This window comes from Dactylosporangium sp. NPDC050588 (genome assembly GCF_040654975.1).
GTDB lineage: Bacteria > Actinomycetota > Actinomycetes > Mycobacteriales > Micromonosporaceae > Dactylosporangium > Dactylosporangium maewongense.
In genome coordinates, this window is record NZ_JBFAJA010000040.1 from 67,888 (window position 1) to 90,699 (window position 22,812).

Consider the following 22,812-nt stretch of genomic DNA (forward strand, 5'->3'; position numbering starts at 1 on the left):
CTGAGCCGGGACGTGCCCGGGGCCGGTCTGAGCTGGGGCGTGCCTAGGGCCGATCTGAGCTGGGACGCCTCCGGGGCCGGTCTGAGCCGGGATGCGCTCCATGTCTGGGCGAAACTGAGGCGGGACGCGGTCGTCGACGCCGGCCGGGACGCGGCCCCTAGGTCGGGCCTGGGTCAGGACGCGGTCGTCGCTGCCGCGCTGGCCCTCGTGGGCGCGGCCCATGCCTAGGGCGGGCCTGAGCCGGGACGCGGTCGTCGACGCCGCACTGGCCCTCGTGGACGCCGAAGGCCCGGCGTCGCTGACCCTCGCGGCGGTCGCGGCCCGGACGGGGGTGGCCACGCCGTCGCTGTACAAGCACGTCGGCAGCCTCACCGACCTGCGCAACCTCCTCGCGGTGCGCCTCCTCGACGAGTTCACCGCCGCCGCCACCACCGCCGTGCTCGGCCTCAGCGGCGACACCGCCCTCGAAGCCCTCATGCGCGCCTACCACCGCTACGCGATGACCCACCCGCACCGCTACGCGCTGCTGCCGCAGGCCCCCGACCCCGACCCGGCGGTCACGGCCGCCGCGGACAGGTTCGTCGAGGTGTGCTTCGCCGTGCTGCGCGGCTGCGGCCTCGCCGACGACGAACTCGTCCACGCCACCCGGATCGCCCGCGCCGCCATGCACGGCTTCGCGGTCCTGCACACCTCCGGCGGCTTCGGCCTGCCCCAGTCCGTCGACGCAACCCTCGACCGCCTGATCGCCACCGTCGTCCACGGCGTCACCGCCGCAGCCCCGCACTGAGCCCCACACTGAGAGCCCCACGCGGCAGCCGCACGGTGAATTCCACGCGGCAGGGTTTTAGACGGCAGCCCCACGGTGCACTCCGCGCGGTAGAGCCCCACGCGGCAGCCCTACGTGGGCTCTGCGCGACAGAGTCCCAGGCGGCAGTCGCACGGTGCGCTCCGCGCGGCGGCCGCACGCTAACCCCAGCGCGTAACTCCGCGGCCCCACCTGCCCGCTGTGGCCGGCGCCTGGCTTCCCGGGCGCGGGCCTGAGTGCGGGCCGGCGGCGGACCGGCCGAGTCGTCGCCCTTGGGTGGGGCGGGCAGAGCGACGACTCGCGACCCCATCACACGACCCCGGCGGGTGCGGCGCCTGCTTACCTAAGCACCGTACCAACGCCCACCTAATTGATCTTCGATGGCGTCATCACCACATTACGCTACGTTTCCTTACCGCCCAAACCGGCGGCTCGTGCTCACTCGTGGGGGAGCAGGAAGCGGTGGTTGACCTGGAAGCGGGTGCCGTCCGGGGTGGCCAGGACCGGCCAGCTCGACGGGTCGGGGTGGGGCAGGGCGCGCAGGAGGGCGCGGGCCTGGCGGCCGCGGAGGTCGAGCTGGGCGACGAACTCGTCCTTGCCCAGGCGGGGCAGCGGCACGTCCGCAGGCCACTGGGTCACGGGGGACGGGCGGGTCGACGGTGGTGGGGTCGACGGCTGCTGCGCCGGGTCGAGCTTGACGGCGATGAGCCGCACCGCGTCGGGGTGGTAGGACGAACCCGTCCGCAGGGTGCGGTCGCGCAGCTGGGTCAGGTGGTCCAGCAGTGAGTACGACGCCTGCGGGTACGCCCTGTCCGACCGGGTCTCCTCGAGCCCCTCGTACTGGGCGCGGAAGCGCCGGCCGTTGCCGCGGACGGTGAAGACCGTCGACGGCACGTCGGCGATCATCGGGGCGCCGGGGCGGCGGCGGGAGTTCGCGGGGTCGCGCAGGACCAGCAGGGCGTGGTTGCGCAGCGAGCGCAGCGTGCCCTGGCTGACCTTCAGCCGGCGGGTGGCGTCGGCGATGAGCGTGCCGTCCTCGTAGGCGGCGAGGCGAGCGGGGCGCAGCGCGGTCCAGCCGGCGGGGACGAACCCGCCGGTCAGCTCCCAGGTGAGCAGCGGCTGCGGCCGTCGGCCCGCCTCGGTGTCCTCCGGCGCGGCCACCGCGATCGCGGCGCCGCCGACGGCGGCCGTGAGGCCGACCGCGCCCGCCCCCAGCAGCAGACTCCTGCGGTTCATGCTTTCGTCGCTCCCGTCCGGCCGGGCCTCGTGCCCAGCCACTGGTGACCTTAACGACAAAACGGACTAAAGGACTCAAAGATGAGCGTAATGAACATATTGCTGCTGTTGGTAGGATTTTGAGGATGGAGGATCGCTGGCACGCGCCGCTGCGGCACATCAAGGGCAGGGAGCTCAGCGGCGACACCCGGCAGACCACCGGCATGACCCGCCTGGAGGCGGTCTCCGGCAAGACCGTCGGCTCCGAGAAGGTCTGGATGGGCCAGACCCACGTCGCCCCCGCCACCAGCTCCGGCGACCATCACCACGGCGAGGCCGAGACCGCCATCTACGTCGTGTCCGGCCATCCGGTCTTCGTGTTCGCCGAGGGCGGCCGGGAGGTCAGGATCGAGACCGAGCCGGGCGACTACGTCTTCGTGCCGCCGTTCGTGCCGCACCGCGAGGAGAACCCGGGCGCGGAAGAGGCGGTCGTCGTCATCGCCCGCAGCAGCCAGGAAGGCATCGTCGTCAACCTCCCCAGCCTGTTCACCGGCGAGACGGGCTGACCGCCGACGAGACGGGATTGACCGCCAGCGAAGCAGGCTGACCACTGACGAAGCGGGCTGATGGCCGGCCGCTTCCGGTGGTGGCGCGCGCTCTTCGCATTCCTGGAGTGTCCACGACGTCACGGACCTCGATGGTCCAATCGCCTGCCATCGCTGTCGTCGGTCCCGCTCCGACGCGCCGGAGGGTGGGGTGACATCGCGTGTGAGATCGATGATGAGCGGTCGATGATCTCGTTTCGACGCCATAGGTTCCGAACTACACCGCGGTTCAGTCCGGGTGTTGACAACAGTTCGGTCTCGTCCAGGTTCCTGGAAAGCCCTTGCCTCAGTCGCAGGGCGGGTCGCGCTGGCGGCCACAGGATGCACAGCTGAGTCCTGGACCTAGCGTTGGAGCACGTTCTGTCCTCAGTTCTCCGCCTCGTCGCGGTTTCCATAGTCCTGTCCGCCGTCGTCCTGCCCGCACCCACCTCGGCCGCCGCCAGTCGTCAACCGACCGCCGCCGCCGACATCCCGCAACAGCTCGCCGCACGCACACCGGTGCTGCGCGCGGACCGGTTCTTCGAGCGGCGCAACCCGCCGGTCCGGCCGGTCGTCCAGACCGCACAGGCGGTCCAAGCCGTGGTGAAGGCCCCGAAGGTCAAGGCCACCAATCAGGCGCAACCCAAGTCGAAGCCCAAGAAGCCCGCGGTGCCGCAGGTGCAGACGCCGGTCGTCGCCGGGTCGGTGAGCGCAGTTCTGGCGTACGCCCGAGCGCAGCTCGGCAAGCCGTACGTGTGGGCCGCGGCCGGGCCGAACTCGTTCGACTGCTCGGGGCTGGTCGTGGCCAGCTACGCCCGGGCCGGCATCAAACTTCCGCACCAGACCGGCGGCCTGATCGGCCGCGGACGGTCGGTGTCCCGGGCCCAACTGCAGCCCGGAGACCTGGTGTTTCCCAGCTCGGGCCACGTCGGCATCTATCTGGGTGACGGCATGATGATCCATGCACCGCACCCCGGCGACCACGTCCGGATCGCCAAGGTCTACGCGTTCTACGCCGGGCGCCGCATCATCGGCTGAGCCCTGCGAGGGCCGCCGTCACACGGCAGCGAAGCCTGCCGCACCTGAGCGAGGATGCCGCGCCGCAGTGCAGCTGCCGCGCCGCACCGAACCATGAACGCCGGCGCGCCCGATGAAACTCCGCCCCGCCGCCCGCCGCATTGCCCAACATCCGGAACTGCCCGGCATCGGGTTCACCGGCTGTATCGGCGGGCGGCGGTGGTGGCGACTGTGAGCGAGTCCCTGACAGTGAGTTGCGTGGATGGGTCGCTTGCGATGGACATGTGGCACGGATAGTCTTCTCACATGACTATACAACTTCGATCACCGAGCTACTTCGTGCTCGCCGCGTTGTTGGACGGGTCGCTGCACGGATACGTCATCATCAAGCGGGTCGAGGCACTGTCGGACGGGTCGGTCCGCCTCGCCGCCGGCTCGCTGTATGCCGTGCTGGACCGGCTCGCCGAGGCCGGCCTGGTCGAGGTGGTCAGCGAGGAGATCGTCAACGGGCGGGCCCGGCGCTACTACGCGCTCACCGACGACGGCGGCGCCGCCCTGCGCGAAGAGGCGGCCCGGCTCGCGGCCGCCGCGAAGGTCGTCACCAACGCATCGGCCCGGCGCCGCGCCATCAACACGGCGGTGAGCCCCGCATGAGCAACCCCCACCACGACGACGAGCCTGGCACAGGCGAGACCGGCACGAGCGCACGCCGCCACGGGGGCGGCGAGCCCGGCATGCCCACACCCGCCCACGACGAGGCGGAGACGCCCACACCCGCCGGCGAGGCGGACGCGCCCACACCCGCCGGCGAGGCGGACGCGCCCACACCCGCCGGCGAGGCCGACATGAGCGCACGCCGCCACGGGGGCGGCGAGCCCGGCATGCGCGCCGACAGCCAGGCCGGCCCGAGCGCAGGCACGAGCGCCGGCACGAGCGCCGGCACGAGCGCCGGCACGAGCGCCGGCCCTGAGGCCGTCCTCGCCCGCCGCTATGAGGCGCTGCTGCGGGCGTACCCCAAGGCATGGCGGACCGGGCGCGGCGAGGAGATGCTCGGCACCCTGCTCGACGCCGCCGAGCCCGGCCGCCGGACGCCGAGCCCGCGCGAGGCGGCGAGCATCCTGGTGCAGGGCACGAAGGAGCGGTTCGGGCTGCGGCGCCGTCGCACCGCCGGCGCGGTCTGGTCCGAGGGGCTGCGCATCGGCGCCCTGGTCCTGCAGGCGCAGTCGCTCCTCGCGCTGCTGTACTTCCTGTACGACATCCGCCTCGACGTCTACCTGTCGACCATGGTCGTCTGGGGGGTCCTCACGGCCGCGCTGGGCGCCGTCGCCATCCTCGCGCTGCTCTCGGGCCGGACGGTCACCGCGACCGTGCTGACGGGCCTGTGGACCGCCGTGCCGTTCGCGTCCGACGGCGTCTCGCACCTGCTGCTCACCGCGTTCGTCGTCCTCGTGGGTCTCAGCTTCGCCGACCGGAGTCCCGAGAAGCGCAGGATCTCCGCGGTCTGGCTGGTCGCCGCGCCGGTGGGCCTGCTGATGTGGCTGGGCTACGTCCTGCTCACCGGTTCCTACTACTCCCCGGCGTACGACCTCTTCTACCCGGTCGCGCTGCTGGCCGCGATCACCGTCGGCGTCGTGGCGGACCCGCGCCTGCCGATCGCCGTCGCGGTCCTGACCGTCGTCGTGATCCTCGACAACTCGGTACACCTCCCGGCGCCACTGGACACCTACTGGGCGGCGGACACGTTGACGTGGCGGCTCGGGCCCACGATCGGCGTCCTCGCCGCGATCACCGTGGCGCTGCTCGCGATCGGCCATGTGCGGGCCCGTCGGCTGGCCCGGATCTGACGAGCCGGATCTGATCCACCGGGTCCTATGCTTGCCGGATGAGCGCGGAGCACCGCCTGGCGAGGGCCTGGGAGCTGTACGAGCGGAGCGTCCTCGGCGACGACCACGACGCGCTGCCCACCGCCGACCGCGAGCTCGACGCGGTCGAGGCGGACCTCGCCCTGGCCCGCGGAAGGGTCGTGCACGCCCGGTTCCTGCGGGACAGGGTCGAGGACCCGGCGGAGCTGCCGCTGTTCTCCCGCGCGGCGCAGCTCTACCAGCAGCTCGGCGACGCGCGCGGCGAGGGTGAGGCGCTGTTCTGGATCGGGTGTTTCCATCAGGTGGTCCGCCAGGACGACGACGCGGCGGTCCCCGCGCTGCAACGGGCGAGAGTCCTCGCGAAGGCGGAGGACGACACGCTCACCCTGTCGTCGGTACTGCATCATCTCGGCATCGCCGCGCACCTGGCGGGGCGGCTCGACGAGGCACGCGAGCACCTGCTCGACGCGGCGCGGCTGCGGGAGCGGGCCGGTCACCACGCGGGCGTCGCGGCGAGCCTGCTGACCCTGGCGCAGCTGGAGGCGGCGGCGCGGCGGCACGACGAGGTGCTGTCACTGCTGGAGCGGGCGGAGCGGCTCGCCGCGGAGCACGGCGCCGCCGCCGTCGCACGCCAGGTCGGCGAGGCCCGCCGGACGCTCGGCTACGATCGCGCCTCATGAGCATGATCACGCAGTACGCGCGGCTGCGCGACGGCGACCTGGCCGACCTGCGCGTCCTGCTGCGCACCGATCATTTCGCCGCGAACGACCAGATCACCGACCGGCCGCACGCCGACGTCGACAAGGCGTGGGGCGGGCTGGAGTTCCTGCTCGCCCAGGTCGACGCGCCCGTCGACGTGATCAGCGGCGGCGTGCCGATCACCGACGAGCAGTGGGGCTACGACTCGCCGCGGGTGCTCACCCCCGAGGAGGTCGCGACCGCCGCCGCGTTCCTCGACGTCACCCCGTTCGCCGACCTTGCCGCGCACTACGAGCCGGCGGCGCTGACCGCCGACGACGTGTATCCGATGATCTGGCACGAGCCGTGGTCCCTGGACTACCTGCGGTCGTCCTACGAGACCCTGGTCGCGTTCTTCCACGCCGCCGCGGCCGACGGCGACAGCGTCGTCATCTGGATGAGCTGACGCTCCGGAGCTCTGGACGAACTGAGGCCCCGGAGCCCTGGAGGGGCTGACGCCCCCGGCACTCTGGATGGGCCGACGCCCTGGAGTCAGGCGCGGGCGCCGCCGAACCACTTCAGCCGCAGCGCCCGCAGCAGCAGCCCCGGGCTGGCGAGCGCGTTCGGGTGGTCCAGCATCGTGGTCACCCGGTTGAGCTTCTGGCTCGTGACGGAGTCCGTCATGGACGCCTTGAGGATGACCTCGCTGGCCCACTTGATGACCTTGTAGCCGCGCGGCTGGCCGCTGGTGATGTGCGGCAGCCCGAGATCGGCGAACGTCGACACCTGCCAGGCCGCGTCGACCACCACGCGGACCCGCTCGAAGTAGCCGCGGGCCGGCTCGGTGGCGAGGTCGGGCCCGGTGCGCAGCCACTCCGAAAGGCACGACGCGTGCAGCGTCGCGGACGTCATACCCTGGCCGTACACGGGGTTGAACGACGCGACCGCGTCACCCGCCGCGACGATCCCCGTCGGCAGACGGTCGACCTGGTCGAAGTCGCGCCGGCGGCTGTCGGCCTGGTGATACGTGATGACGTTGCCGATCATCTTCCCGCGCTCGGCGATGTCGCCGAACATCGTCGGGAAGTACTGCCGGCAGCGCTTCGCGAACTCCTCGACGTCGCGGCTGGGCCGGTCGGCGTCGTAGCCGGCGACCAGCATGATCCAGCGGTCGCCCTCGACGGAGTTGATGCCGCCGATGCGGGCGACCCGGTCCTTCGCCGGCGTGGTCTGCGAGATCGCGATCCACGTGTCACTGACCGCGGGGTCGCGCTCGAACAGGGCCGACGCATAGTTGAGCTTGATCGGCATGCGTTGCATCGGCGCGCGGGGCCAGCCGTGCGCCTCGAGCCAGTCGTTGAGCGAGCTCGCCCGGCCCATCGCATCGACGACCAGGTCGGCGGTGAGCTCGACGGCAGCGTCCTGTCCTCCGTCAGCGTTTGCGGCGTCGGTACCGACGGCGCCCTGCCGCCCGCCGTCGTCGGCTGCGGTGGCCGGGGTGCCCGTCGCCGCCGGGACGTAGCGGGCCCCGACCACGCCGCCACCCTCACCGGGGGCGAACAGCAGGCCGTCGGCCCGCCCGTACACCATCCGGACCTTCGGGTTCTCCAGGACCCGGCGGCGGACCTGGGCCTCCAGGAACGGGCGGGTGGTGATGAGGATCGGCTTCTCCGGCGGCGGTTCGGTGGTCACGCGCAGCTCGTCGTTGATGAAGATCTTCGCGTCGGTGCGGCCCTCGTCGGGGGCGCCGGCCGCGATCGCGCGCTCGGTGAAGTCCGGCCACCAGCGGTCGAGCTGCACCTGCCCCGCGGGCAGCAGCGCGTGGACCTGGCTGCCCTGCGGCACGCCCGGGCGCGGTCCGGCGTTGACGTCGGTGTCGTCGCGTTCGACGATGACGACCTCGTCGGCGTGGTCGGCGAGGACCCGGGCGGCCATCAGGCCGGCCATGCTGCCGCCGAGGACGACCGCCCGCCGCATGAGAACTTTCGTCTCGGCCGGCGGGTGCGGCGTGTTGATCTCCGCGAAGCGCTGCGCTGCTGTGGCTGCCACATCGAAGATCTTACCTAACAGGCGAAGAACCTTCTCAATGTGCCTCTGAGCTGCACATTTACGATCGTGTCAAGAGACCTCCTTGGATCACACCATGGTCGTCGAAATCTTGCGAGGATCGCATCGAAGTATTGCGTGAAGCTGCGGGTTGCTGGCAGGATTCCAGCCCAGAAGCCGACATCGGCAGCACCGCCAACCGCGCCGTGACACCGCGTGGGCTGCTCAGTGCCGGTCCGCGGGTCCGCCTGCCCGCTGCACCGCCAATACAAGCCCCGCCCGCCCCGTCGTCAGTCAGCCGTCCCGCCGCACCGTCGTCAGCACCAGCCGCAACGCGAGCCCGGAGCACCAGCCGCAGCGCCATTCGCGGCACGGGCCGCGGTGCCGTTCGCGGGCCCGACCGCCATCGGGCCGGCGCCGCCGACCGTGCGCGCGGGACCCCGGACGCCCCGACGGGCACACCCGAGGAGTCCACATGGGAGTTTCCCGCCGCTCCGTCATCACCACCGCGCTCGCCGGGACGGCCGCCACCGCCCTGCCGATCGCGGCCGCCACCCAACCGGCCGAGGCCGCGAGCCCGCCCGGCGACGTCGTCGGCAAGGTCACCGTCGGCTACCAGGGCTGGTTCGCCGCCCCGGGCGACGGCGCCCCGATCAACGGCTGGTGGCACTACAGCCCCAACTGGTCGCAGCCGCCGGCCCCCGGGGCCTGCTCGATCACCTGCTGGCCCGACATGCGCGACTTCACCCGCGGGTACCGCAGCAACTTCGCCAACCTGGGCAACGGCCAGCCGGCCAACCTCTTCTCCTCCTACGACCAGCAGACCGTGGACACCCACTTCCGCTGGATGCAGCAGAACGGCTGCGACGTCGCGGCGTTGCAGCGCTTCAACCCGTTCGGTGGCGAAGGACCGACCCGGGACGCGATGGCGGCGAAGGTCCGCTCCGCCGCGGAGGCGACCGGCCGCAAGTTCTACATCATGTACGACGTCACCTGGTGGCTGACCATGCAGTCGGAGATCAAGACCGACTGGACGACGAAGATGTCGGCGTACACCGCCTCCTCCGCCTACGCCCGCCAGAACGGCAAGCCCGTCGTGTGCATCTGGGGCTTCGGCTTCAACGACGACGGCCGCCCGTTCACGCCCGCGCAGTGCCTCGACGTCATCAACTGGTTCAAGGGCCAGGGCTGCTACGTGATCGGCGGCGTCCCGACCCACTGGCGCCTCGGCACCGACGACTCCCGCGCCGGGTTCATCGACGTGTACCACGCGTTCAACATGATCTCGCCGTGGATGGTCGGCCGGATCAGCGACAACAACGGCGCCGACTGGTTCTACACCAACCGCGTCCTGCCCGACCTCGCCGACCTCAACGCCCGCGGCATCGACTACCAGCCGTGCGTCATCCCCGGCGACCTCGCCGCCGGCCACCGCCGCCACGGCGAGCTGATGTGGCGCCAGTTCTACAACCACACCCGCGCCGGCGTACAGAGCGTCTACATCTCCATGTTCGACGAGTTCAACGAGGGCAACCAGATCGCGAAGACCGCCGAGAGCGCCGCGTGGCAGCCGACGAACTCCGGGATGCGCGCCCTCGACGAGGACGGCACCCCCTGCTCGTCGGACTACTACCTGCGCCTCACCAACGACGGCGGCCGGATGCTGAAGGGCCAGGTCGCCCTGACCGCGACCCGCTTCACGGTGCCGTTCCCGACCGGCCCGGACCAGACCGCGCCGAGCGTCCCCGGCAACCTGCGCGTCACCGGCAGCACCGACACCACCGTCGCGCTCGCCTGGAACGCCTCCACCGACAACGTCGGCGTCGCCGGCTACCGCGTGTCCCGCGTCAACGGCTCCGGCTCGACCGCGATCGGCACCACCGGCACGCTCGCTTTCACCGCCACCGGCCTGACCGCGTCGACCTCGTACACCTTCACCGTCGCCGCCTACGACGCGGCCGGCAACACGTCCGGCGCCTCCAACGCCGTCACCGTCACCACCGCGCCGCCGCCGAACACGAACACCAACCTGGCTCAGGGCCGCCCCACGTCGGAGAGCAGCCACACCCAGGTGTACGGCAGCGGCAACGCCGTCGACGGCAACACCGGCACCTACTGGGAGAGCGCCAACAACGCCTGGCCGCAGTGGCTCCAGGTCGACCTCGGCGCCGCCACCGCCGCCCGCCGCGTCGTGCTCACGCTGCCGTCGAACTGGGGCACCCGCAACCAGACGCTGTCCGTCACCGACGGCGCCACCGGCACGACGATCGTCGGCTCCGCCACCTACACGTTCAACCAGTCGACCGGCAACACCGTCACCATCACCCTGCCCAACACCACCAGCGTCCGCTACCTCCGCCTGAACTTCACCGCCAACACCGGCTGGCCCGCCGGCCAGGTCTCGGAGTTCCGCGTCTACACGGGCTGACCCCGAACCCCCCTGACCGACGCCGACGGTCGGGGCCCAGGGCGGGTGGCGACCAGGCGTCCGGCCGCCACCCGCCCGCTGCAACGCTGTAATGCTGGACTTCCCCCCACCGCTGCCGCGGCGGGGCCCGGCGGGGATTCTCACCCGCACCCCAATGCGCCGCTCCGCGACGCACTGCCCGCGCCGAGACGCGAGGCAGACCAAGCGCCGCATGCGCGCCGCATCGGGTGGTCGCCCTCCGCCGTTCCCCATGATCCGGAAGACTTTTTGTCGTTATAGCAGCGATAAGTCTTCCGGATCATGAGAATCTTGCGGCGCCCGTGATGCTCCACCGGTGGCCGTCTCATGATCCCGTGCGGTTCCGGTAGCCCCGGCTACCAAACCGCACGGGATCACTGGCGGTGTGCCCGGGCAGAGCCCATGCCTCCAACTGGTCACCGCATTGGACAGCCTCGTCGCGCACTGCCAACGCGAATCGTCGACGCCGCCGGCTCGCCTGGGCCGACTGCCGCCAGCCGTTGCTGAAACGGCACCAGGCGGCCGCGCTGCTGACGTGGATCGTCGACGCCGCTGGCCGTCTAGGGCCGACTGCCGCCGACCGTTGCTGAGACGGCACCAGGCGGCCGGGCTGCTGACGTGGGTTGTCGACGCCGCCGGTCCTCGAGGATCGCTTGCCGCTTGCCGCTGTTGGAGGCAGCAACCGCTGGCCGCTCCGCCGACGCCATTACCGGAGCCCGCTGGCACAGCTGGTCATCCTGACCCCGCCGGCCGCTACCGGGGCAGAACCCGTTGGCCGCGCCGCCGACGTGCCCGTTGACGCCGCCGGTCCCCCTGGGCCCCCGCCCACGCCCGCCGTCAGCCGCTACCCATGGCAGTGCCCGCCGGTCGCGCCGTCGATGTGGACCGTCGGCGCCGCCGTTCTTCTGAGGCTGCCCGCCACCGGCAGTCAGCCGCCGCACCAGCCGCTGTTCGAGGTGGCGCCTGCTGGTCGCACTGCGGACGTAGGTCGTCGTCGCCGCTGGCCCTCCTGGGGCGCCTGCCGTCAGCAGCTAGGCGCTACCGGTGGCAGTGCCCGCCAGCCGCGCCGATGACGTGGACCGTCGGCGTGTCGGTCCTCCTGAGGCTGCCCGCCGCCGGCAGCCAGCCGCCGCACCAGCCGCTGCTCGAGGTGGCGCCTGCTGGTCGCACTGCGGACATAGGTCGTCGTCGCCGCCGGCCCTCCTGGGGCGCCTGCCGTCAGCAGCTAGGCGCTACCGGTGGCAGTGCCCGCCAGCCGCGCCGATGACGTGGACCGTCGGCGTGTCGGTCCACCTGAGACTGCCCGCCACCGCAGTCAGCCGTTGCTGGTGGTGGTGCCTGCTGGTTGCGCTGTGGACGGGGGTCGTTGGTGTCGGTCGGTTGTTCTGAGGTCGTTGCCGCATGCCGCTGCTGGAGGTGGCGCCCGCTGGCAGCATTGCCGGTGCCATTCGTCGGGGGCAGGTGGCGTCGCTGGGCTGCCGCAGCATGTGGTCGGGCACGGCCCGTCGGGCGTCGCAGGAGCAGCGCACGCAACACCGTCTCCGGCCGAAGACCTCGGGCGTGCGTCGGCGGATTACGGGGTGTGGCGGGGCGCTGATTCGACGGGCGGCCAGCGGGGTGTGGAGTGTGGTCACATGGGCGGCTCGGCGGTGCAGCGGTCGAGCCACTCGTCCATCAGGGCCTCGAACAGGGTGGGCTGGTCGATCTGGAGGTTGTGGCCGGCGACGTCGAGGACGGCGAACGTGGCGCGCGGGTAGTGGGGGAGCAGTGCGTACTGGTCGGCGTAGCCGACGGACGAGTCCTGGCGGCCGCACAGGATCAGCGTCGGGCGTCCGAACGGTGCCGGGCCCTCCGGTCCGTCGGTCAGGTGCCAGCGCTGCTCGAAGCGGGCGATCGCCGCGTGGTCGGTGAGCTGGATGGCGGGCGCGATCTCGTCGTGGAAGCGGTGCAGCGTCTGCGGGGTCTGGACGACGGCTCCGTCGGTGTAGGCGGCCCGGGTGGTGGGGTCGAGGTCGTCGAGGAGGCCTGGGGTGGAGCGCAGCACCTGGTGCGGCGGGCGGACCCGAAGGTCGCGGTCGAGGGTCTGGCCGACGGGGCAGAGGAGGGCCAGGCCGAGGACCTGGTCGGGCAGGGCGCGGGCGACGGCGCGGGCCAGGTAGCCGCCGAAGGACTCGCCGATGAGGAGGAACGGCGCGGCGCCCAGGACGGCGCCGATGAGGGTCAGGACGGCGGCGAGGATGTCGTCGGTGGTGGTGGCGGTGCCGGCGGGGGTGCGGCCCATGCCGGGCAGGTCGGGGTAGAGCCGCCGGTAGCCGGGGCGGCGGGTGAAGAGGGGCTCCAGGCAGCCGGACATGATGCGGTGGTCGACGGTCCAGCCGTGCAGGGCGAGCACCGGGGTGCCGGCGCCGTGCGTGACGAGGTGCATGCCAGCATCGTGCCCGAGAGGTACGACAATTTCGGCGTGGACGACGAGAAGGCGCTCGGGCCTAGACACGTGGCCGGCCCGCTCGTCGACGCCGCTGCGCGGCTGAGGACGGGTGCCGGAGGTCAGGACTGGTGCAGCAGCGCGTCGCCGACGGCGCCGTACGGGCGGGTGGCGTTGCCGCAGGTGCCCTTCGTGCGCAGCGCGGACAGGGTCAGCGTGCGGGCGGCGGTGACGTCGACGTCGAGCGGTGCCGAGGACGTCCGGCTCACGGACACCGTCGCCGCGTCCTTGCCGTCGACCTCGACGACCAGCTTGATGACGACGTCCTTCGGTGTGATGGCGTCGAGTCCGGCGGTACCGGTGAAGCGCTTGAACTTGCCGTCCAGCGCAAACGTCACCGCCGACGGCTTGCCCTCGCAGCCGACCCAGAAGCCGGTCGAGTCGGCGAAGTGGACGCCGTTGAGGGTGCTGTCGTAGGCGCGGCCCGAGGAGCCCTGGTCGGAGGCGGTCCGGCCGGCGTCGTGCAGCGGCATGTCGCCCCTCGCCGCCGTCGTCATCTCGTCGCGGAACCCGTTCACCCACGGCGCGACCGTGCCGGCGCAGATGGCGAACAGGCCGGCCACGAACGCGAGGGTGCTCAGCACCCGGATGGCCGGCGAGGGCGTGCGAGCATCGTTGCGCGCACCCCCCCGAGAAACGAAGCTCCGATCTTGTCAGAGTCCCTGTGTGAACGGAATCCAGGCGGGCAACAGGTAGGACATGGCGGATCTTCAGTGGCTCGGCGTCGTCCGGCACGGCCAGTCGACCGGAAACGTGCTTGCGCAAGAGGCCGAGGCGGGTGGACTCGAGGAGATCGCCATCCCGGAACGTGACGCCGACGTCCCGCTGTCCGGGCTCGGCCGCGAGCAGGCGCAGGCCGTCGGGCAGTGGCTCGCCGGCCTGCCTGTGCACGAGCGTCCCCAGGTGGCGGTCGTCTCGCCGTACCTGCGGACGAGGCAGACCGCCGAGCTGGCGCTGGCCGGGATGGACGTCCCGGCCGTGCTCGACGAGCGGCTCCGCGACCGGGAGCTCGGCGTCCTCGACCTGCTCACCGCCCGCGGCGTCGAGGCGCGGCTGCCGGTGGAGGCCGCCCGGCGCCGCCGGCTCGGCAAGTTCTACTACCGGCCGCCGGGCGGCGAGTCCTGGGCCGACGTGCTGCTGCGGCTGCGGTCGCTACTCGGCGACGTGCGGGGCGCGCACCCGGGCGGCCGGGTCGTCCTGTTCGGCCACGAGGCGATCGTCATGCTCGTGCGGTACCTCGTCGAAGGCCTCGACGAAGCGACCCTGATGCGGCTCTCCCGGGAAAGCGCGCTCGGCAACTGCTCGATCAGCAGCTGGCGCTCCGACGGCGAGCGGCTGCGGCCCGAACGCTTCAACGCCGTGGAGCACCTGCACCGCGAGGGCACCCCGGCGACGCGGCAGGAGGACGTCAATGCCGACATCTGAACCGCGCACCATCACGCCGGGCCTGCTCCGCGACTGGCCGCTGCCGGGGACCGCGAAGGCGGGGACGGCCGGCAAGGAGGGCCGCGGCACGGTGCTCGTCATCGGCGGCTCCCGCTCCACGCCGGGCGCCGTCCTCCTCGCGGGGGTCGCGTCGCTGCGGGCCGGTGCAGGACGCTTGCAGCTCGCGGTCACCGAAGGTACCGCGACCGCGCTGAGCATCGCGGTGCCCGAGGCCGCCGTCGTCGGGTTGCCCGAGACGAGGTCCGGCAGCGTGGCCGGAGACGTGCCGAAGCGGCTGCTCGACCTCGCCGCCGAGGCCGACGCCGTCGCGATCGGCCCCGGACTCGACGACATCGACGAGACCGCCACCCTGCTCGGCGCGGTCCTCGACGCGGTGCGCCCCGACGCCGGCGTGGTCCTCGACGCGTACGCGCTGGGCGCGCTCAGCCACGACCCGCGGCTCCTCGCCGGCCGCCGGATGCGCGTCGTGCTCACGCCGAACGTCACCGAGGCCGGCTACCTACTCGGACGGCCCGGCGCCGCCGGCGACGACCTCGCGGCCGTCGCCGTGGAGGTCGCGCGACGCTGTTCGGCGGTGGTCACGCTGTACGGCACGGTCGCCGCACCCGGAGGCGGCATCTGGACCGAGGAGAGCGGCGACGCCGGCCTCGGCACCTCGGGCAGCGGCGACGTCCTCGCCGGGGTGGTCGCCGGTCTGCTGGCCCGCGGCGCCGACCCCGAGCAGGCCGCGTGCTGGGGCACCTGGGCGCACGCGGTCAGCGGCCAGCGCCTCGCACCGCACCACGGCCGGACCGGTTTCCTGGCCCGCGAGCTCCTCGACGAGGTCGCCTACACCCTGGGTACCGTCTGACCCGCAAGCCGCTTGCAGCCCCGCCCCACGGCCAGCGGGCCGGCGCGGGTGGTTGACGCGGGAAGTCGCGTGCGCTTGGCTGTGCGGCGTGGTGAGCCGATTCGTGGACGAGCGGGAGATCACCGACGCCGGTGACCTGAGCCCGGTCGAGCGTGAGCAGCTGCGTGTGGCCGGCCGGCTGTACGACGGCGAGGACCTCGACGCGGAGGCCCGGCTGTCCGACGACGACCAGGACGAGTCCGGCTTCCGCGGGTTCTGCTGGCTGCGGCGGGTGGTCGACGGCGACGAGCCCAGGTTCGACGCGTGGCTGTACCAGGTGGACAGCGGCACCGTCTTCCGCGCCGGCACGACCGAGGTCGTCGCCGAGGTCATCCAGTTCGGCCTGGAGTGCGACGACCCGGACGTGCGCCGGGAACTCGGTCCCGCGATGGTCGCCGCCGGCATCCTCCCCAAGTCGGACTCGTCGTATCCGGAGTTCGCCGACCTGCTCCGCGAGCAGGAGCAGTAGCGGACCGCGCCCAGGAGCGGTAGCGGATCCTGAGCAACCCTGGACGCCGCCGTCGGTGTCAGGTGGTTGTGGCAACGGATGTCGAGGTTAGTCGCGCGTACGTGACGGGACGGCTGCCGGCGCTGCGCCGGATCGCGTACCGCCGTGGGCGGCAGGACCAGCAGCGGCGCCGTCGACGCGCGGGTGGCGCTGCTCGACGAGCTGCCGCCGCGCCGCCGTGCCGTGGTCGTGCTGCGGTACCGCTGCGACCTCTCCGTCGAGGAGACCGCGCGGGAGCTCGGATGCCGCACCGGCACCGTGAAGAGCCAGGCGGCGCGGCCCTCGACACGCTGCGGGAGCGCATGACCGTCCAGGAGGAGTCACCGTGGACCAGCTGACCGACGAACTGCGCCGCCTCGACCCGCCGCACCCGCCGCCGCGCGTCGACCTCGACGCCGTCGTGCGCCGGGCGCGCCGCCACCGGACCAGGACCCGGCTGCTCGTCGCCGTCGCGGCGGTGGTGGTCGTCGCGGCGGCGGCCGTGCCGCTGGTCGTGGACCGGGACCGCGACGGCGGCGCCGCCGCGCAGCCGCCGGCGACGTGCGAGCCCACCGGCGCGGTCACCCGGCCGCCGGCGAGCACCGAGGCGGAGGACGCGGCCCGGCGGCTCGAGGCCGTGACCGAGGGCATGCTGACGCCGGCGCTTGCCGAGCCGCTCGGCCGGGCGCTGCCGGGTGCGACGCTGCAGGACGCGATCAGCTGCGAGCGGGGGATGGCGTTCCACGCGGACGGCGGCCGGTTCGTGGCGGCGGTCGTCGTCGCCGACGCCGCCGGCGTGTCCCGCGTCGACGCCGAGGTGTCGAAGGAGGCCGAGCCCGCCGGGGCCGGGTGCGCCGCCGGCAGCACCTGCGAGCGGAGCGTGGAGGCGGACGGCACAGTCGTCCGGGTCACGGCCGACCTCGGCGGCGGCGCCGTGCGGCGCACCGTCGACGCGTACCGGCGCGACGGCGTGCACGTCCGGGTCACCGCAGCGAACTTCGATACGGGCGCGGACGGCGCCGTCACCACGACCCGGCCCGAGCCGCCGCTGGACATGACGCAGCTGGTCGGCCTCAGCCGTGCCGCGCACCTGACGCTGTGACCGCGATCCGCTCCAGGTGGTGCAGCAGCGCCGCGGTGTCGGTCGGGGAGATGTGCGCCGTGTCGGTGTGCGCGGTGCAGCGCAGGCCGCCCGGGGTGTCCTCGACGTCGAGGATCATCGGCTCGAAGCCCGGCGCGTCCCGGCGGACCGTCCAGTCGAACACCGTCCCCGGCAGCGCCGCCGCGATCTCCGCCGCCGTCGGGGCCGGGCCGCCCGCACCGGCCGGAGGGTCGCGGCGGTCGTTGAGGAAGCAGCCGATCTCCAGCCGCTCGCCCCGCTCGGCGCCGACCCGGTCGACGAGCGCGAACAGGTCCCGCTGGTCGAAGTACGCGTGCTTGTAGGCACTCATCGTCGCCCGCTTCGCATGCGCCAGCACCTCCTCGAAACCCCCGTCGCCGGCAGCGAAACCGGCAACGGAGCCGGCAGCCGCAGCGGAGCCGGCAACGGAACCGGCAGCCGCAGCGGAGCCGGCAGCGACCGGCACCTGGCAGAGGCCGGCCTGCACGGCGGTGCAGACCACGTCGGCGAGGCCGGGGCGGAAGCGGTTGCTGACCAGGGGGCGGACGACGACCGGGTCGACGCCGCACGTCGCGTGCACGGCGAGGGCGAACACGGCGAGCAGCACCGCCGACGGGTCCGCGCCGGTCCGCGCGGTCAGCGCCCGCAACGCCAGGGGCAGCGCCGCCGAGTCGAGAACGCCGCGCCAGTACCGCGGCCGCCGCGCCGCAACAGGCTTGCGGAAGCGCGCCGGCGGCATCGTCCGCAGGATGGACTCGAAGTGCCGCTGCGCGGCCTCGTTCTGGCGGCGGCCGGCCGGGGACAGCTGCCACTGCGCCTGGTCGAGGGGCTGCCGGCCCTCGACCGGCGCGGCCGGCCGCGCGGCGACGTCGCGGAGCATCGCCTGCGCGCCGGCGCCGTCGGCCGCGAAGTGCGAGATGAGCGCGACGACGTGACTCGGCACGCCGCCGTGCAGCACCGCCGCCATCCGGATCGGGTACTCGGCCGTGAAGTCGAGCGGCGCGTCCCGGAACCGCGCGGCGACGAGATCGGCCAGGGCGGACGGGTCGGCGCCGCGCGTGTCGTACACCTGCAGCGTCGCCGAACCGGAGGCGTGGACCTCCTGCGTCGGGGTGCCGCCGCCGGGCGGGATCCGCAGCAGCGTCCGCAGCGACGGGTGCCGGCTCAGGTGGTGCCGCAGCTCGCCGGCGAGGTCCTCGACGGTCGTGCCGGGCCGCACCGGCAGCGCGCCGCCGATCGGCATCCAGTGGCCGAGGGTCGTGACCGCGTTCCAGCTCTCGATCTGCCCCCAGGACAGCGGCCCGCTCCCGGCACCCGGCCCTTCGAAGACCACCGGGACGTGCTCGGCCACGGCACAAGCGGCAGCCGGGACGTGACCGGCCACGGCACGAGCGGCGGCCGGGACGTGATCGGCTTCGGCGCGAGCGGCGGCCGGGACGGGGGCTTCAACAGGCGCGTGGTTCATGGCGGCGGAGCCTAACGATGCAGGCGCGCACCTTTCAGTATCCTGTCGACGGCGTTGCGCGGCCCGTGGACCGCGATCCCGGCGAGCCGGAGATCTGCCTGGTGCACGGCCCGGACGGCGGCCCGGTTGTCCTCGTCGTTGCCGGTCTTGAACAGCTCCTCCGTGAACGTTGCACACGCGACCGACCGTTCCGCGTGCTGCACGGCCCTGCGGTGCGCCACGGCGAGGGTGGTCGCGTCGCCCTCGAAGACCATGACGGGCTGGCCGAACATCGGCAGGTACCGGTTGCCGTCGGCGTCGGCGTAGTCCTCGCCGAGCAGCTGCGGCGCGGTGCCGGCGATGCCGCTGACGACGAACGCGGTGACGTTGAGGCGCTGCCAGACCGCCAGGTCGTCCCGCAGCAGCACCGCGATCTTCGTGGGAGACGTCATGCCGTCAGCGTGCCCGGGCCGGCCGGGGTGGTCTTGTACGTTGTGCACATGGAGCTCGTCACCGCGTGGCGGCCCAGCGTGCCCGGGATCGCCGAGGTGTTCCACGCGCACTTCGTGGACCACGCGTACCCGCCGCACGTGCACGACGCGTGGACGCTGCTCATCGTCGACGAGGGCGCGATCCGCTTCGACCTGGACCGCCACCACCGCGGCGCGGCCGGCGCGTCGGTGACGCTGCTGCCGCCGGACGTGCCGCACGACGGGCGGGCCGCGACCGGCGACGGGTTCCGCAAGCGGGTGCTGTACCTGGACACGACCGTCCTCGACGCGGGCCTCGCCGGCGCCGCCGTGGACCGTCCCGGCGTCGACGATCCGCTGCTGCGGCAGCGCATCCACCAGCTCCACCTGGCCCTGGACGCGCCGGGTGAGGAGCTGGAGGCGGAGAGCCGGCTGACCCTGATCCGCGACCGCCTGCAAGGACATTTCGGCCGGCACGTAATTCCGGGCCCGCCCGCACGGGGAGTCGCGGGCGGGCTGCGGGAGTTGCTCGACGCGCGGACCCGGGAGGGCGTCACCCTCGTCGAGGCGGCCGCGCTGCTGGGGTGCCACCCGGGGCACCTGGTCCGGTCGTTCACCGCGACCTTCGGCCTGCCGCCGCACCGGTACCTGGTGGGCCGCCGGGTCGAGCAGGCCCGCCGGCTGCTGCTCAGCGGCCGCCGCCCCGCGGACGTGGCCGCGGAGGTCGGGTTTCACGATCAGTCACACCTGCACCGGCACTTCGTCCGGCACGTCGGGGTCACCCCGGCCCGCTACGCGGCCCACGGTGGGGTGCCGAAGACGCTGCCGTCGGCGCGGTAGGCGGTGAACCCCGCGGCGACCGAGACGTACACCTCGGCGGGCTCGCTGCCCGGGTTGTGGGCGGCGATCGGCGAGCCGGCCGGCACGACGACCGAGTCGCCGGCGCCGAGCACCTCACCGCCGGGCGTGACCCGCAGCTGCCCCGACAGCACCATGAACACCTCGTCGCGATCGATGCTGTGCGGCATCGACTCGTGGCCCGCGGCGACGGTCAGCCGCCACGCGCACACCTGGTGGGACCCGTTGCTGGGCCCCGAGAACACCGTGAACCTGGATCCGTCGAGCTCGAATCGCGGCGCGTCGGCCGCACGGACGATACTCATAGTTGTCCCCCTTGAAGGTCGCCTGCAAGGTCTCCTTGAAGGCCGTCCCCAAAAGCTAAACCAGGTTTCGTACTTTGTAAACGGGGTTTCGTATGTCTGATCTCACGCCCGAGGAACTGCGTGCGCTGCCGCTCGGCCGGCTGCTGCTGCACGCGCACCGGCGGGCCCAGGCGGCGTCCCTGGCCAAGCTCCAGGCGGGCGGGCACGGCGAGATCCGCCTCGGGCACGTGCCGGTGATCACGAGCCTGGACCCGGCCGGCATCAGGATCACGGACCTGGCGGCGAAGGCCGGCATGACCCGGCAGATGGCGGGCCGCCTGGTGAAGGAGCTCGAGGCGAGCGGTTACGTGTCGAGCCGTCCGGACCCGAGCGACCAGCGGGCGGTGATCGTGGCGCTGACCGACCGTGGCACGGCGTTCCTCGCCGACGCGCCGGCGGCGATGGCGGCGGTCGACGGTGACTTCGCGGCCCTGCTGGGCGCGGACGAGCTGGCCCGCCTCCGCGAGTCGCTCCTGCGGATCAGTGCCACCTGAGCGGCCCGTCCTTCTGGGCGCGGACGAGCTGGCCCGCCTCCGCGAGTCGCTCCTGCGGATCAGTGCCACCTGAGCGGCCCGTCCTCGATCAGGTAGCGGATCTGGTCGTCATGGCGACCGGATCCGCGATCCGATCACCGCGGGGTGAGCGGAGCGGGGAAGGGGTCAGGCGGCGTCGGTGGCCAGGCGGAGCTGGCGGAGGCGCCGGTCAGCGGCGGCGGCGTTGCGGTGCAGCCGGTCGGTCTCGGCGCTGAGCAGGTCTCGGCCGGGGACGGTGAGCCGGTAGTAGCGGCGCAGCCGGGACGCGACGACCTCCTCCCGGTCGACCTCGATGAGGCCGTCCACCCGGAGCCGGTCGAGGATGCCGTAGAGCGTGCCGGCCTGGAGGCGGACGCGGTCGTCGGAGATTCGCCGCACGTCCTCCAGGACGCTGTAGCCGTGCTGCGGCTCGGCCGCGAGCGCGGTCAGCACGAGGAACGTCGGTTCACGTAACGGTACGCCAGTCATGCCCATCACTATATTCAGCTCATCGATATATGACATCGACCGATCGGTCATCCGCTCGTGACGGAGATGTTCGTCAATCCTCCGGTGGCGTTGGTGACGCTGTTGGAGGAGTAGACCACGTTGAGATTTCCGGCGCACTTCGAGGTCGACGTCACGTTGACCGCGTAGCGGCCGGCGCCGCCGAGGTCGGACCTGTTGTCCCGCCACACGTTGCCGCAGCCGGAGCCGGCGACCGGGTTGTGGGTCTCGTACCCGTTGGCGAACGTGCCGGGCGGCGCGAACGTGCCGGTGTTGCCCTGGATCAGGTAGCCGGTGCCCTTCACGTCGACCCACGAGTCGGCGGAGTTCTGCCCCGCGATGCCCCGCCCGTCGAACGTGTTGCCCCGGATCACCCCGTCGACGGTGCCTTCCTTGACGTCGATGTGCTCCGCGGCCACGTACGGGCCGATGCGGTTGTCGAGCACCTGCACCCGGTCGGAGCGGTCGACGCCGCCGGTGTTGCCGTGGCAGGCCCAGTTCGAGTTCGCGGAGCCGAGGTAGACGCCCTCGCCGTACGCGGGCTGCGCCGTGCCGGTGTACTCGATCGTCGAGCCGCGGAGCACTCCGTCCGAAGAGGACCGTCTGAAGTGGACGCCCTCGTCGCCGATGTGGTGCACGTACAGGCCGTCGAGCGTGACGTGCGGCGAGTCGTCGACGACGACGCCCTTCTTCGCGTTCGCGACGGTGAACCCGCTCAGCCGCCAGTACGGCGCGCCGGCGAGCCAGAAGCCGTAGCCGGGGTCCCAGCCGGGCGTCGGCACGGGGCACGACGGGCCGCTGCCAGCTCCTGCCGGGTTGGTCAGGACGGCGGTCCGCGGGCCGGTGACGGTGATCGGCGCGGCCGCGGTGCCGGGCGTCGTGCCGATGAACGACCCGTCGTACACCCCCGGCGCGAGCCGGATCGTCTGGCCGGGCCGCGCCCCCGCCAGGGCCGCCTCGAGCTGCGCGGCCGTGGAGACGTCCACAGTGGACCCACCCGGCGAGGACGGCGACGGCGAAGGCGAGGACGGCGACGGCGAAGGCGAGGGCGATGACGGGGCGGGCGAAGACGGTGAGGGTGCAGGACCGCCCGCACACGGCGCGCCGTTCACGGTGCAGTTGACCGGCACCCCCGTGCCGCTGACGTTGAACCCGAACCGGACCGTCGCGCCGGCGGCCACGGCACCGTTCCACGAGGCGTTCGCGAAACGGTGGTGCTGCCCGGTGCTGGTGCGGGTCGAGTCCCACGAGCTGCTGACCGCCGACCCTGCCGGCAGGTCGAACTCGACCACCCAGCCGCTCGCCGCCGCGTCGCCGCGGTTGGTGACGGCGAACTCGGCCCCGTACCCGCTGCCCCACACCGACGTCTGCGCGAACGTCGCCGTCAGCGACGCCGCCGCGGCGGCCGCGGTCAGGGGTGCGAGCAGCAGGACCGCGGCGCCGGCGGCGGTGAGAGCCGGCAGCACCGTGCGAGAGATCCGCATTGACCAGCCTCGTTCCGCATCGCAGCGTTCGTCTGGCTGATTAGTTAACAGTCTTTACAACTCTTGGTCAATGCCTCGCCGGTACGGGAGCGCTATCAACACGAAATGTAGCG

Annotated in this window: 23 protein-coding genes and 1 pseudogene; 15 read left to right on the forward strand and 9 right to left on the reverse strand. The window is 72.8% G+C overall.

What is annotated here, in order from left to right:
* Window positions 1-220 precede the first annotated feature (220 nt).
* Window positions 221-787 (forward strand): WHG domain-containing protein, encoded by a 567-nt coding sequence (locus tag AB0I21_RS27225; RefSeq protein WP_360565285.1) that lies wholly within the window; start codon window positions 221-223, stop codon window positions 785-787.
* Window positions 788-1,243: 456 nt separating this feature from the next.
* On the opposite strand, the gene AB0I21_RS27230 is transcribed toward AB0I21_RS27225, so the two are convergent.
* A complete protein-coding gene (locus AB0I21_RS27230; protein ID WP_360565287.1) occupies window positions 1,244-2,041 on the reverse strand; it encodes a hypothetical protein in 798 nt (265 codons plus the stop codon).
* Between the two features lie 125 nt (window positions 2,042-2,166).
* On the opposite strand from AB0I21_RS27230, the gene AB0I21_RS27235 reads away from it, so the two are divergent.
* From AB0I21_RS27235 to AB0I21_RS27260, 6 genes are all read left to right on the forward strand, one after another.
* Entirely contained in the window at window positions 2,167-2,586 is a 420-nt protein-coding gene (locus tag AB0I21_RS27235) for a cupin domain-containing protein (protein WP_360565289.1), read from the forward strand.
* Between the two features lie 387 nt (window positions 2,587-2,973).
* Window positions 2,974-3,642 (forward strand): NlpC/P60 family protein, encoded by a 669-nt coding sequence (locus AB0I21_RS27240; protein ID WP_360565291.1) that lies wholly within the window; start codon window positions 2,974-2,976, stop codon window positions 3,640-3,642.
* A gap of 285 nt (window positions 3,643-3,927) precedes the next feature.
* Window positions 3,928-4,275, forward strand: a complete 348-nt coding sequence (locus AB0I21_RS27245; protein WP_360565293.1) for a PadR family transcriptional regulator — start codon at window positions 3,928-3,930, stop codon at window positions 4,273-4,275.
* Window positions 4,272-5,465 carry a hypothetical protein gene (locus AB0I21_RS27250; RefSeq protein ID WP_360565294.1) on the forward strand — a complete coding sequence of 398 codons (1,194 nt, stop codon included), beginning with the start codon at window positions 4,272-4,274 and terminating at the stop codon, window positions 5,463-5,465. The genes AB0I21_RS27245 and AB0I21_RS27250 overlap by 4 nt, the downstream gene beginning before the upstream one ends.
* 38 nt (window positions 5,466-5,503) lie before the next feature.
* Window positions 5,504-6,163, forward strand: coding sequence for a tetratricopeptide repeat protein (locus AB0I21_RS27255; RefSeq protein WP_360565296.1), 660 nt, complete (start codon window positions 5,504-5,506; stop codon window positions 6,161-6,163).
* Window positions 6,160-6,627: a YfbM family protein gene (locus AB0I21_RS27260; protein ID WP_360565297.1), complete on the forward strand. Its 468-nt coding sequence runs from the start codon at window positions 6,160-6,162 to the stop codon at window positions 6,625-6,627. The genes AB0I21_RS27255 and AB0I21_RS27260 overlap by 4 nt, the downstream gene beginning before the upstream one ends.
* Window positions 6,628-6,713: 86 nt before the next feature.
* On the opposite strand, the gene AB0I21_RS27265 is transcribed toward AB0I21_RS27260, so the two are convergent.
* Window positions 6,714-8,210 carry an FAD-dependent oxidoreductase gene (locus tag AB0I21_RS27265; RefSeq protein ID WP_360565299.1) on the reverse strand — a complete coding sequence of 499 codons (1,497 nt, stop codon included), beginning with the start codon at window positions 8,208-8,210 and terminating at the stop codon, window positions 6,714-6,716.
* Between the two features lie 472 nt (window positions 8,211-8,682).
* Here AB0I21_RS27265 and AB0I21_RS27270 point away from each other — a divergent pair, with 472 nt between their 5' ends.
* Complete coding sequence (locus AB0I21_RS27270; RefSeq protein WP_360565301.1) at window positions 8,683-10,635, forward strand: discoidin domain-containing protein; 1,953 nt, start codon at window positions 8,683-8,685, stop codon at window positions 10,633-10,635.
* Window positions 10,636-12,283: 1,648 nt separating this feature from the next.
* Here AB0I21_RS27270 and AB0I21_RS27275 read toward each other — a convergent pair.
* Both AB0I21_RS27275 and AB0I21_RS27280 read right to left on the reverse strand, forming a co-directional pair.
* Window positions 12,284-13,078, reverse strand: coding sequence for an alpha/beta hydrolase (locus tag AB0I21_RS27275; protein WP_360565303.1), 795 nt, complete (start codon window positions 13,076-13,078; stop codon window positions 12,284-12,286).
* 122 nt (window positions 13,079-13,200) lie between these two features.
* Window positions 13,201-13,722 (reverse strand): NPCBM/NEW2 domain-containing protein, encoded by a 522-nt coding sequence (locus AB0I21_RS27280; RefSeq protein ID WP_360565305.1) that lies wholly within the window; start codon window positions 13,720-13,722, stop codon window positions 13,201-13,203.
* Between the two features lie 115 nt (window positions 13,723-13,837).
* On the opposite strand from AB0I21_RS27280, the gene AB0I21_RS27285 reads away from it, so the two are divergent.
* The 5 genes and pseudogenes from AB0I21_RS27285 to AB0I21_RS27305 all read left to right on the forward strand — a co-directional run bounded on the left by AB0I21_RS27285 (window position 13,838) and on the right by AB0I21_RS27305 (window position 17,062).
* On the forward strand, window positions 13,838-14,563 hold the full coding sequence (locus tag AB0I21_RS27285) for a histidine phosphatase family protein (RefSeq protein WP_360565307.1): 726 nt from the start codon (window positions 13,838-13,840) through the stop codon (window positions 14,561-14,563).
* Window positions 14,550-15,434 (forward strand): NAD(P)H-hydrate dehydratase, encoded by an 885-nt coding sequence (locus AB0I21_RS27290; RefSeq protein ID WP_360565309.1) that lies wholly within the window; start codon window positions 14,550-14,552, stop codon window positions 15,432-15,434. The genes AB0I21_RS27285 and AB0I21_RS27290 overlap by 14 nt, the downstream gene beginning before the upstream one ends.
* Before the next feature lie 88 nt (window positions 15,435-15,522).
* Window positions 15,523-15,942 (forward strand): hypothetical protein, encoded by a 420-nt coding sequence (locus tag AB0I21_RS27295; protein WP_360565311.1) that lies wholly within the window; start codon window positions 15,523-15,525, stop codon window positions 15,940-15,942.
* A gap of 192 nt (window positions 15,943-16,134) precedes the next feature.
* Window positions 16,135-16,287, forward strand: a pseudogene (locus AB0I21_RS27300) (sigma factor-like helix-turn-helix DNA-binding protein); the annotation flags it as partial.
* Between the two features lie 19 nt (window positions 16,288-16,306).
* Window positions 16,307-17,062, forward strand: a complete 756-nt coding sequence (locus tag AB0I21_RS27305) for a hypothetical protein (RefSeq protein ID WP_360565313.1) — start codon at window positions 16,307-16,309, stop codon at window positions 17,060-17,062.
* Here AB0I21_RS27305 and AB0I21_RS27310 read toward each other — a convergent pair.
* Entirely contained in the window at window positions 17,034-18,431 is a 1,398-nt protein-coding gene (locus AB0I21_RS27310; protein WP_360565315.1) for a condensation domain-containing protein, read from the reverse strand. The two genes, AB0I21_RS27305 and AB0I21_RS27310, sit on opposite strands and share 29 nt — an antisense overlap.
* Before the next feature lie 125 nt (window positions 18,432-18,556).
* Window positions 18,557-18,976 carry a DUF2000 domain-containing protein gene (locus AB0I21_RS27315; RefSeq protein WP_360565316.1) on the reverse strand — a complete coding sequence of 140 codons (420 nt, stop codon included), beginning with the start codon at window positions 18,974-18,976 and terminating at the stop codon, window positions 18,557-18,559.
* Window positions 18,977-19,024: 48 nt separating this feature from the next.
* Between AB0I21_RS27315 and AB0I21_RS27320 the strand changes: the two genes are divergently transcribed.
* Window positions 19,025-19,834: an AraC family transcriptional regulator gene (locus tag AB0I21_RS27320; RefSeq protein WP_360565318.1), complete on the forward strand. Its 810-nt coding sequence runs from the start codon at window positions 19,025-19,027 to the stop codon at window positions 19,832-19,834.
* On the opposite strand, the gene AB0I21_RS27325 is transcribed toward AB0I21_RS27320, so the two are convergent.
* Window positions 19,786-20,157, reverse strand: coding sequence for a cupin domain-containing protein (locus AB0I21_RS27325; protein ID WP_344502632.1), 372 nt, complete (start codon window positions 20,155-20,157; stop codon window positions 19,786-19,788). The two genes, AB0I21_RS27320 and AB0I21_RS27325, sit on opposite strands and share 49 nt — an antisense overlap.
* 92 nt (window positions 20,158-20,249) lie before the next feature.
* On the opposite strand from AB0I21_RS27325, the gene AB0I21_RS27330 reads away from it, so the two are divergent.
* A complete protein-coding gene (locus tag AB0I21_RS27330; protein ID WP_360565320.1) occupies window positions 20,250-20,690 on the forward strand; it encodes a MarR family transcriptional regulator in 441 nt (146 codons plus the stop codon).
* Window positions 20,691-20,855: 165 nt separating this feature from the next.
* Here AB0I21_RS27330 and AB0I21_RS27335 read toward each other — a convergent pair whose 3' ends face one another.
* Both AB0I21_RS27335 and AB0I21_RS27340 read right to left on the reverse strand, forming a co-directional pair.
* Window positions 20,856-21,197 (reverse strand): PadR family transcriptional regulator, encoded by a 342-nt coding sequence (locus tag AB0I21_RS27335; RefSeq protein WP_344502630.1) that lies wholly within the window; start codon window positions 21,195-21,197, stop codon window positions 20,856-20,858.
* A 47-nt stretch (window positions 21,198-21,244) separates the two neighbouring features.
* Complete coding sequence (locus tag AB0I21_RS27340) at window positions 21,245-22,699, reverse strand: cellulose binding domain-containing protein (protein WP_360565322.1); 1,455 nt, start codon at window positions 22,697-22,699, stop codon at window positions 21,245-21,247.
* Between the last annotated feature and the right edge of the window lie 113 nt (window positions 22,700-22,812).

Excerpts from the sequence above, each read along its gene's own strand:
- AB0I21_RS27225 (WP_360565285.1), top strand. The coding sequence starts at position 221 with ATGCCTAGGGCGGGCCTGAGCCGGGACGCGGTCGTCGACGCCGCACTG.
- AB0I21_RS27230 (WP_360565287.1), bottom strand. The coding sequence starts at position 2,041 with ATGAACCGCAGGAGTCTGCTGCTGGGGGCGGGCGCGGTCGGCCTCACG.
- AB0I21_RS27235 (WP_360565289.1), top strand. The coding sequence starts at position 2,167 with ATGGAGGATCGCTGGCACGCGCCGCTGCGGCACATCAAGGGCAGGGAG.
- AB0I21_RS27245 (WP_360565293.1), top strand. The coding sequence starts at position 3,928 with ATGACTATACAACTTCGATCACCGAGCTACTTCGTGCTCGCCGCGTTG.
- AB0I21_RS27250 (WP_360565294.1), top strand. The coding sequence starts at position 4,272 with ATGAGCAACCCCCACCACGACGACGAGCCTGGCACAGGCGAGACCGGC.
- AB0I21_RS27255 (WP_360565296.1), top strand. The coding sequence starts at position 5,504 with ATGAGCGCGGAGCACCGCCTGGCGAGGGCCTGGGAGCTGTACGAGCGG.
- AB0I21_RS27260 (WP_360565297.1), top strand. The coding sequence starts at position 6,160 with ATGAGCATGATCACGCAGTACGCGCGGCTGCGCGACGGCGACCTGGCC.
- AB0I21_RS27270 (WP_360565301.1), top strand. The coding sequence starts at position 8,683 with ATGGGAGTTTCCCGCCGCTCCGTCATCACCACCGCGCTCGCCGGGACG.
- AB0I21_RS27275 (WP_360565303.1), bottom strand. The coding sequence starts at position 13,078 with ATGCACCTCGTCACGCACGGCGCCGGCACCCCGGTGCTCGCCCTGCAC.
- AB0I21_RS27285 (WP_360565307.1), top strand. The coding sequence starts at position 13,838 with ATGGCGGATCTTCAGTGGCTCGGCGTCGTCCGGCACGGCCAGTCGACC.
- AB0I21_RS27290 (WP_360565309.1), top strand. The coding sequence starts at position 14,550 with ATGCCGACATCTGAACCGCGCACCATCACGCCGGGCCTGCTCCGCGAC.
- AB0I21_RS27315 (WP_360565316.1), bottom strand. The coding sequence starts at position 18,976 with ATGACGTCTCCCACGAAGATCGCGGTGCTGCTGCGGGACGACCTGGCG.
- AB0I21_RS27320 (WP_360565318.1), top strand. The coding sequence starts at position 19,025 with ATGGAGCTCGTCACCGCGTGGCGGCCCAGCGTGCCCGGGATCGCCGAG.
- AB0I21_RS27325 (WP_344502632.1), bottom strand. The coding sequence starts at position 20,157 with ATGAGTATCGTCCGTGCGGCCGACGCGCCGCGATTCGAGCTCGACGGA.
- AB0I21_RS27330 (WP_360565320.1), top strand. The coding sequence starts at position 20,250 with ATGTCTGATCTCACGCCCGAGGAACTGCGTGCGCTGCCGCTCGGCCGG.
- AB0I21_RS27335 (WP_344502630.1), bottom strand. The coding sequence starts at position 21,197 with ATGACTGGCGTACCGTTACGTGAACCGACGTTCCTCGTGCTGACCGCG.
- AB0I21_RS27340 (WP_360565322.1), bottom strand. The coding sequence starts at position 22,699 with ATGCGGATCTCTCGCACGGTGCTGCCGGCTCTCACCGCCGCCGGCGCC.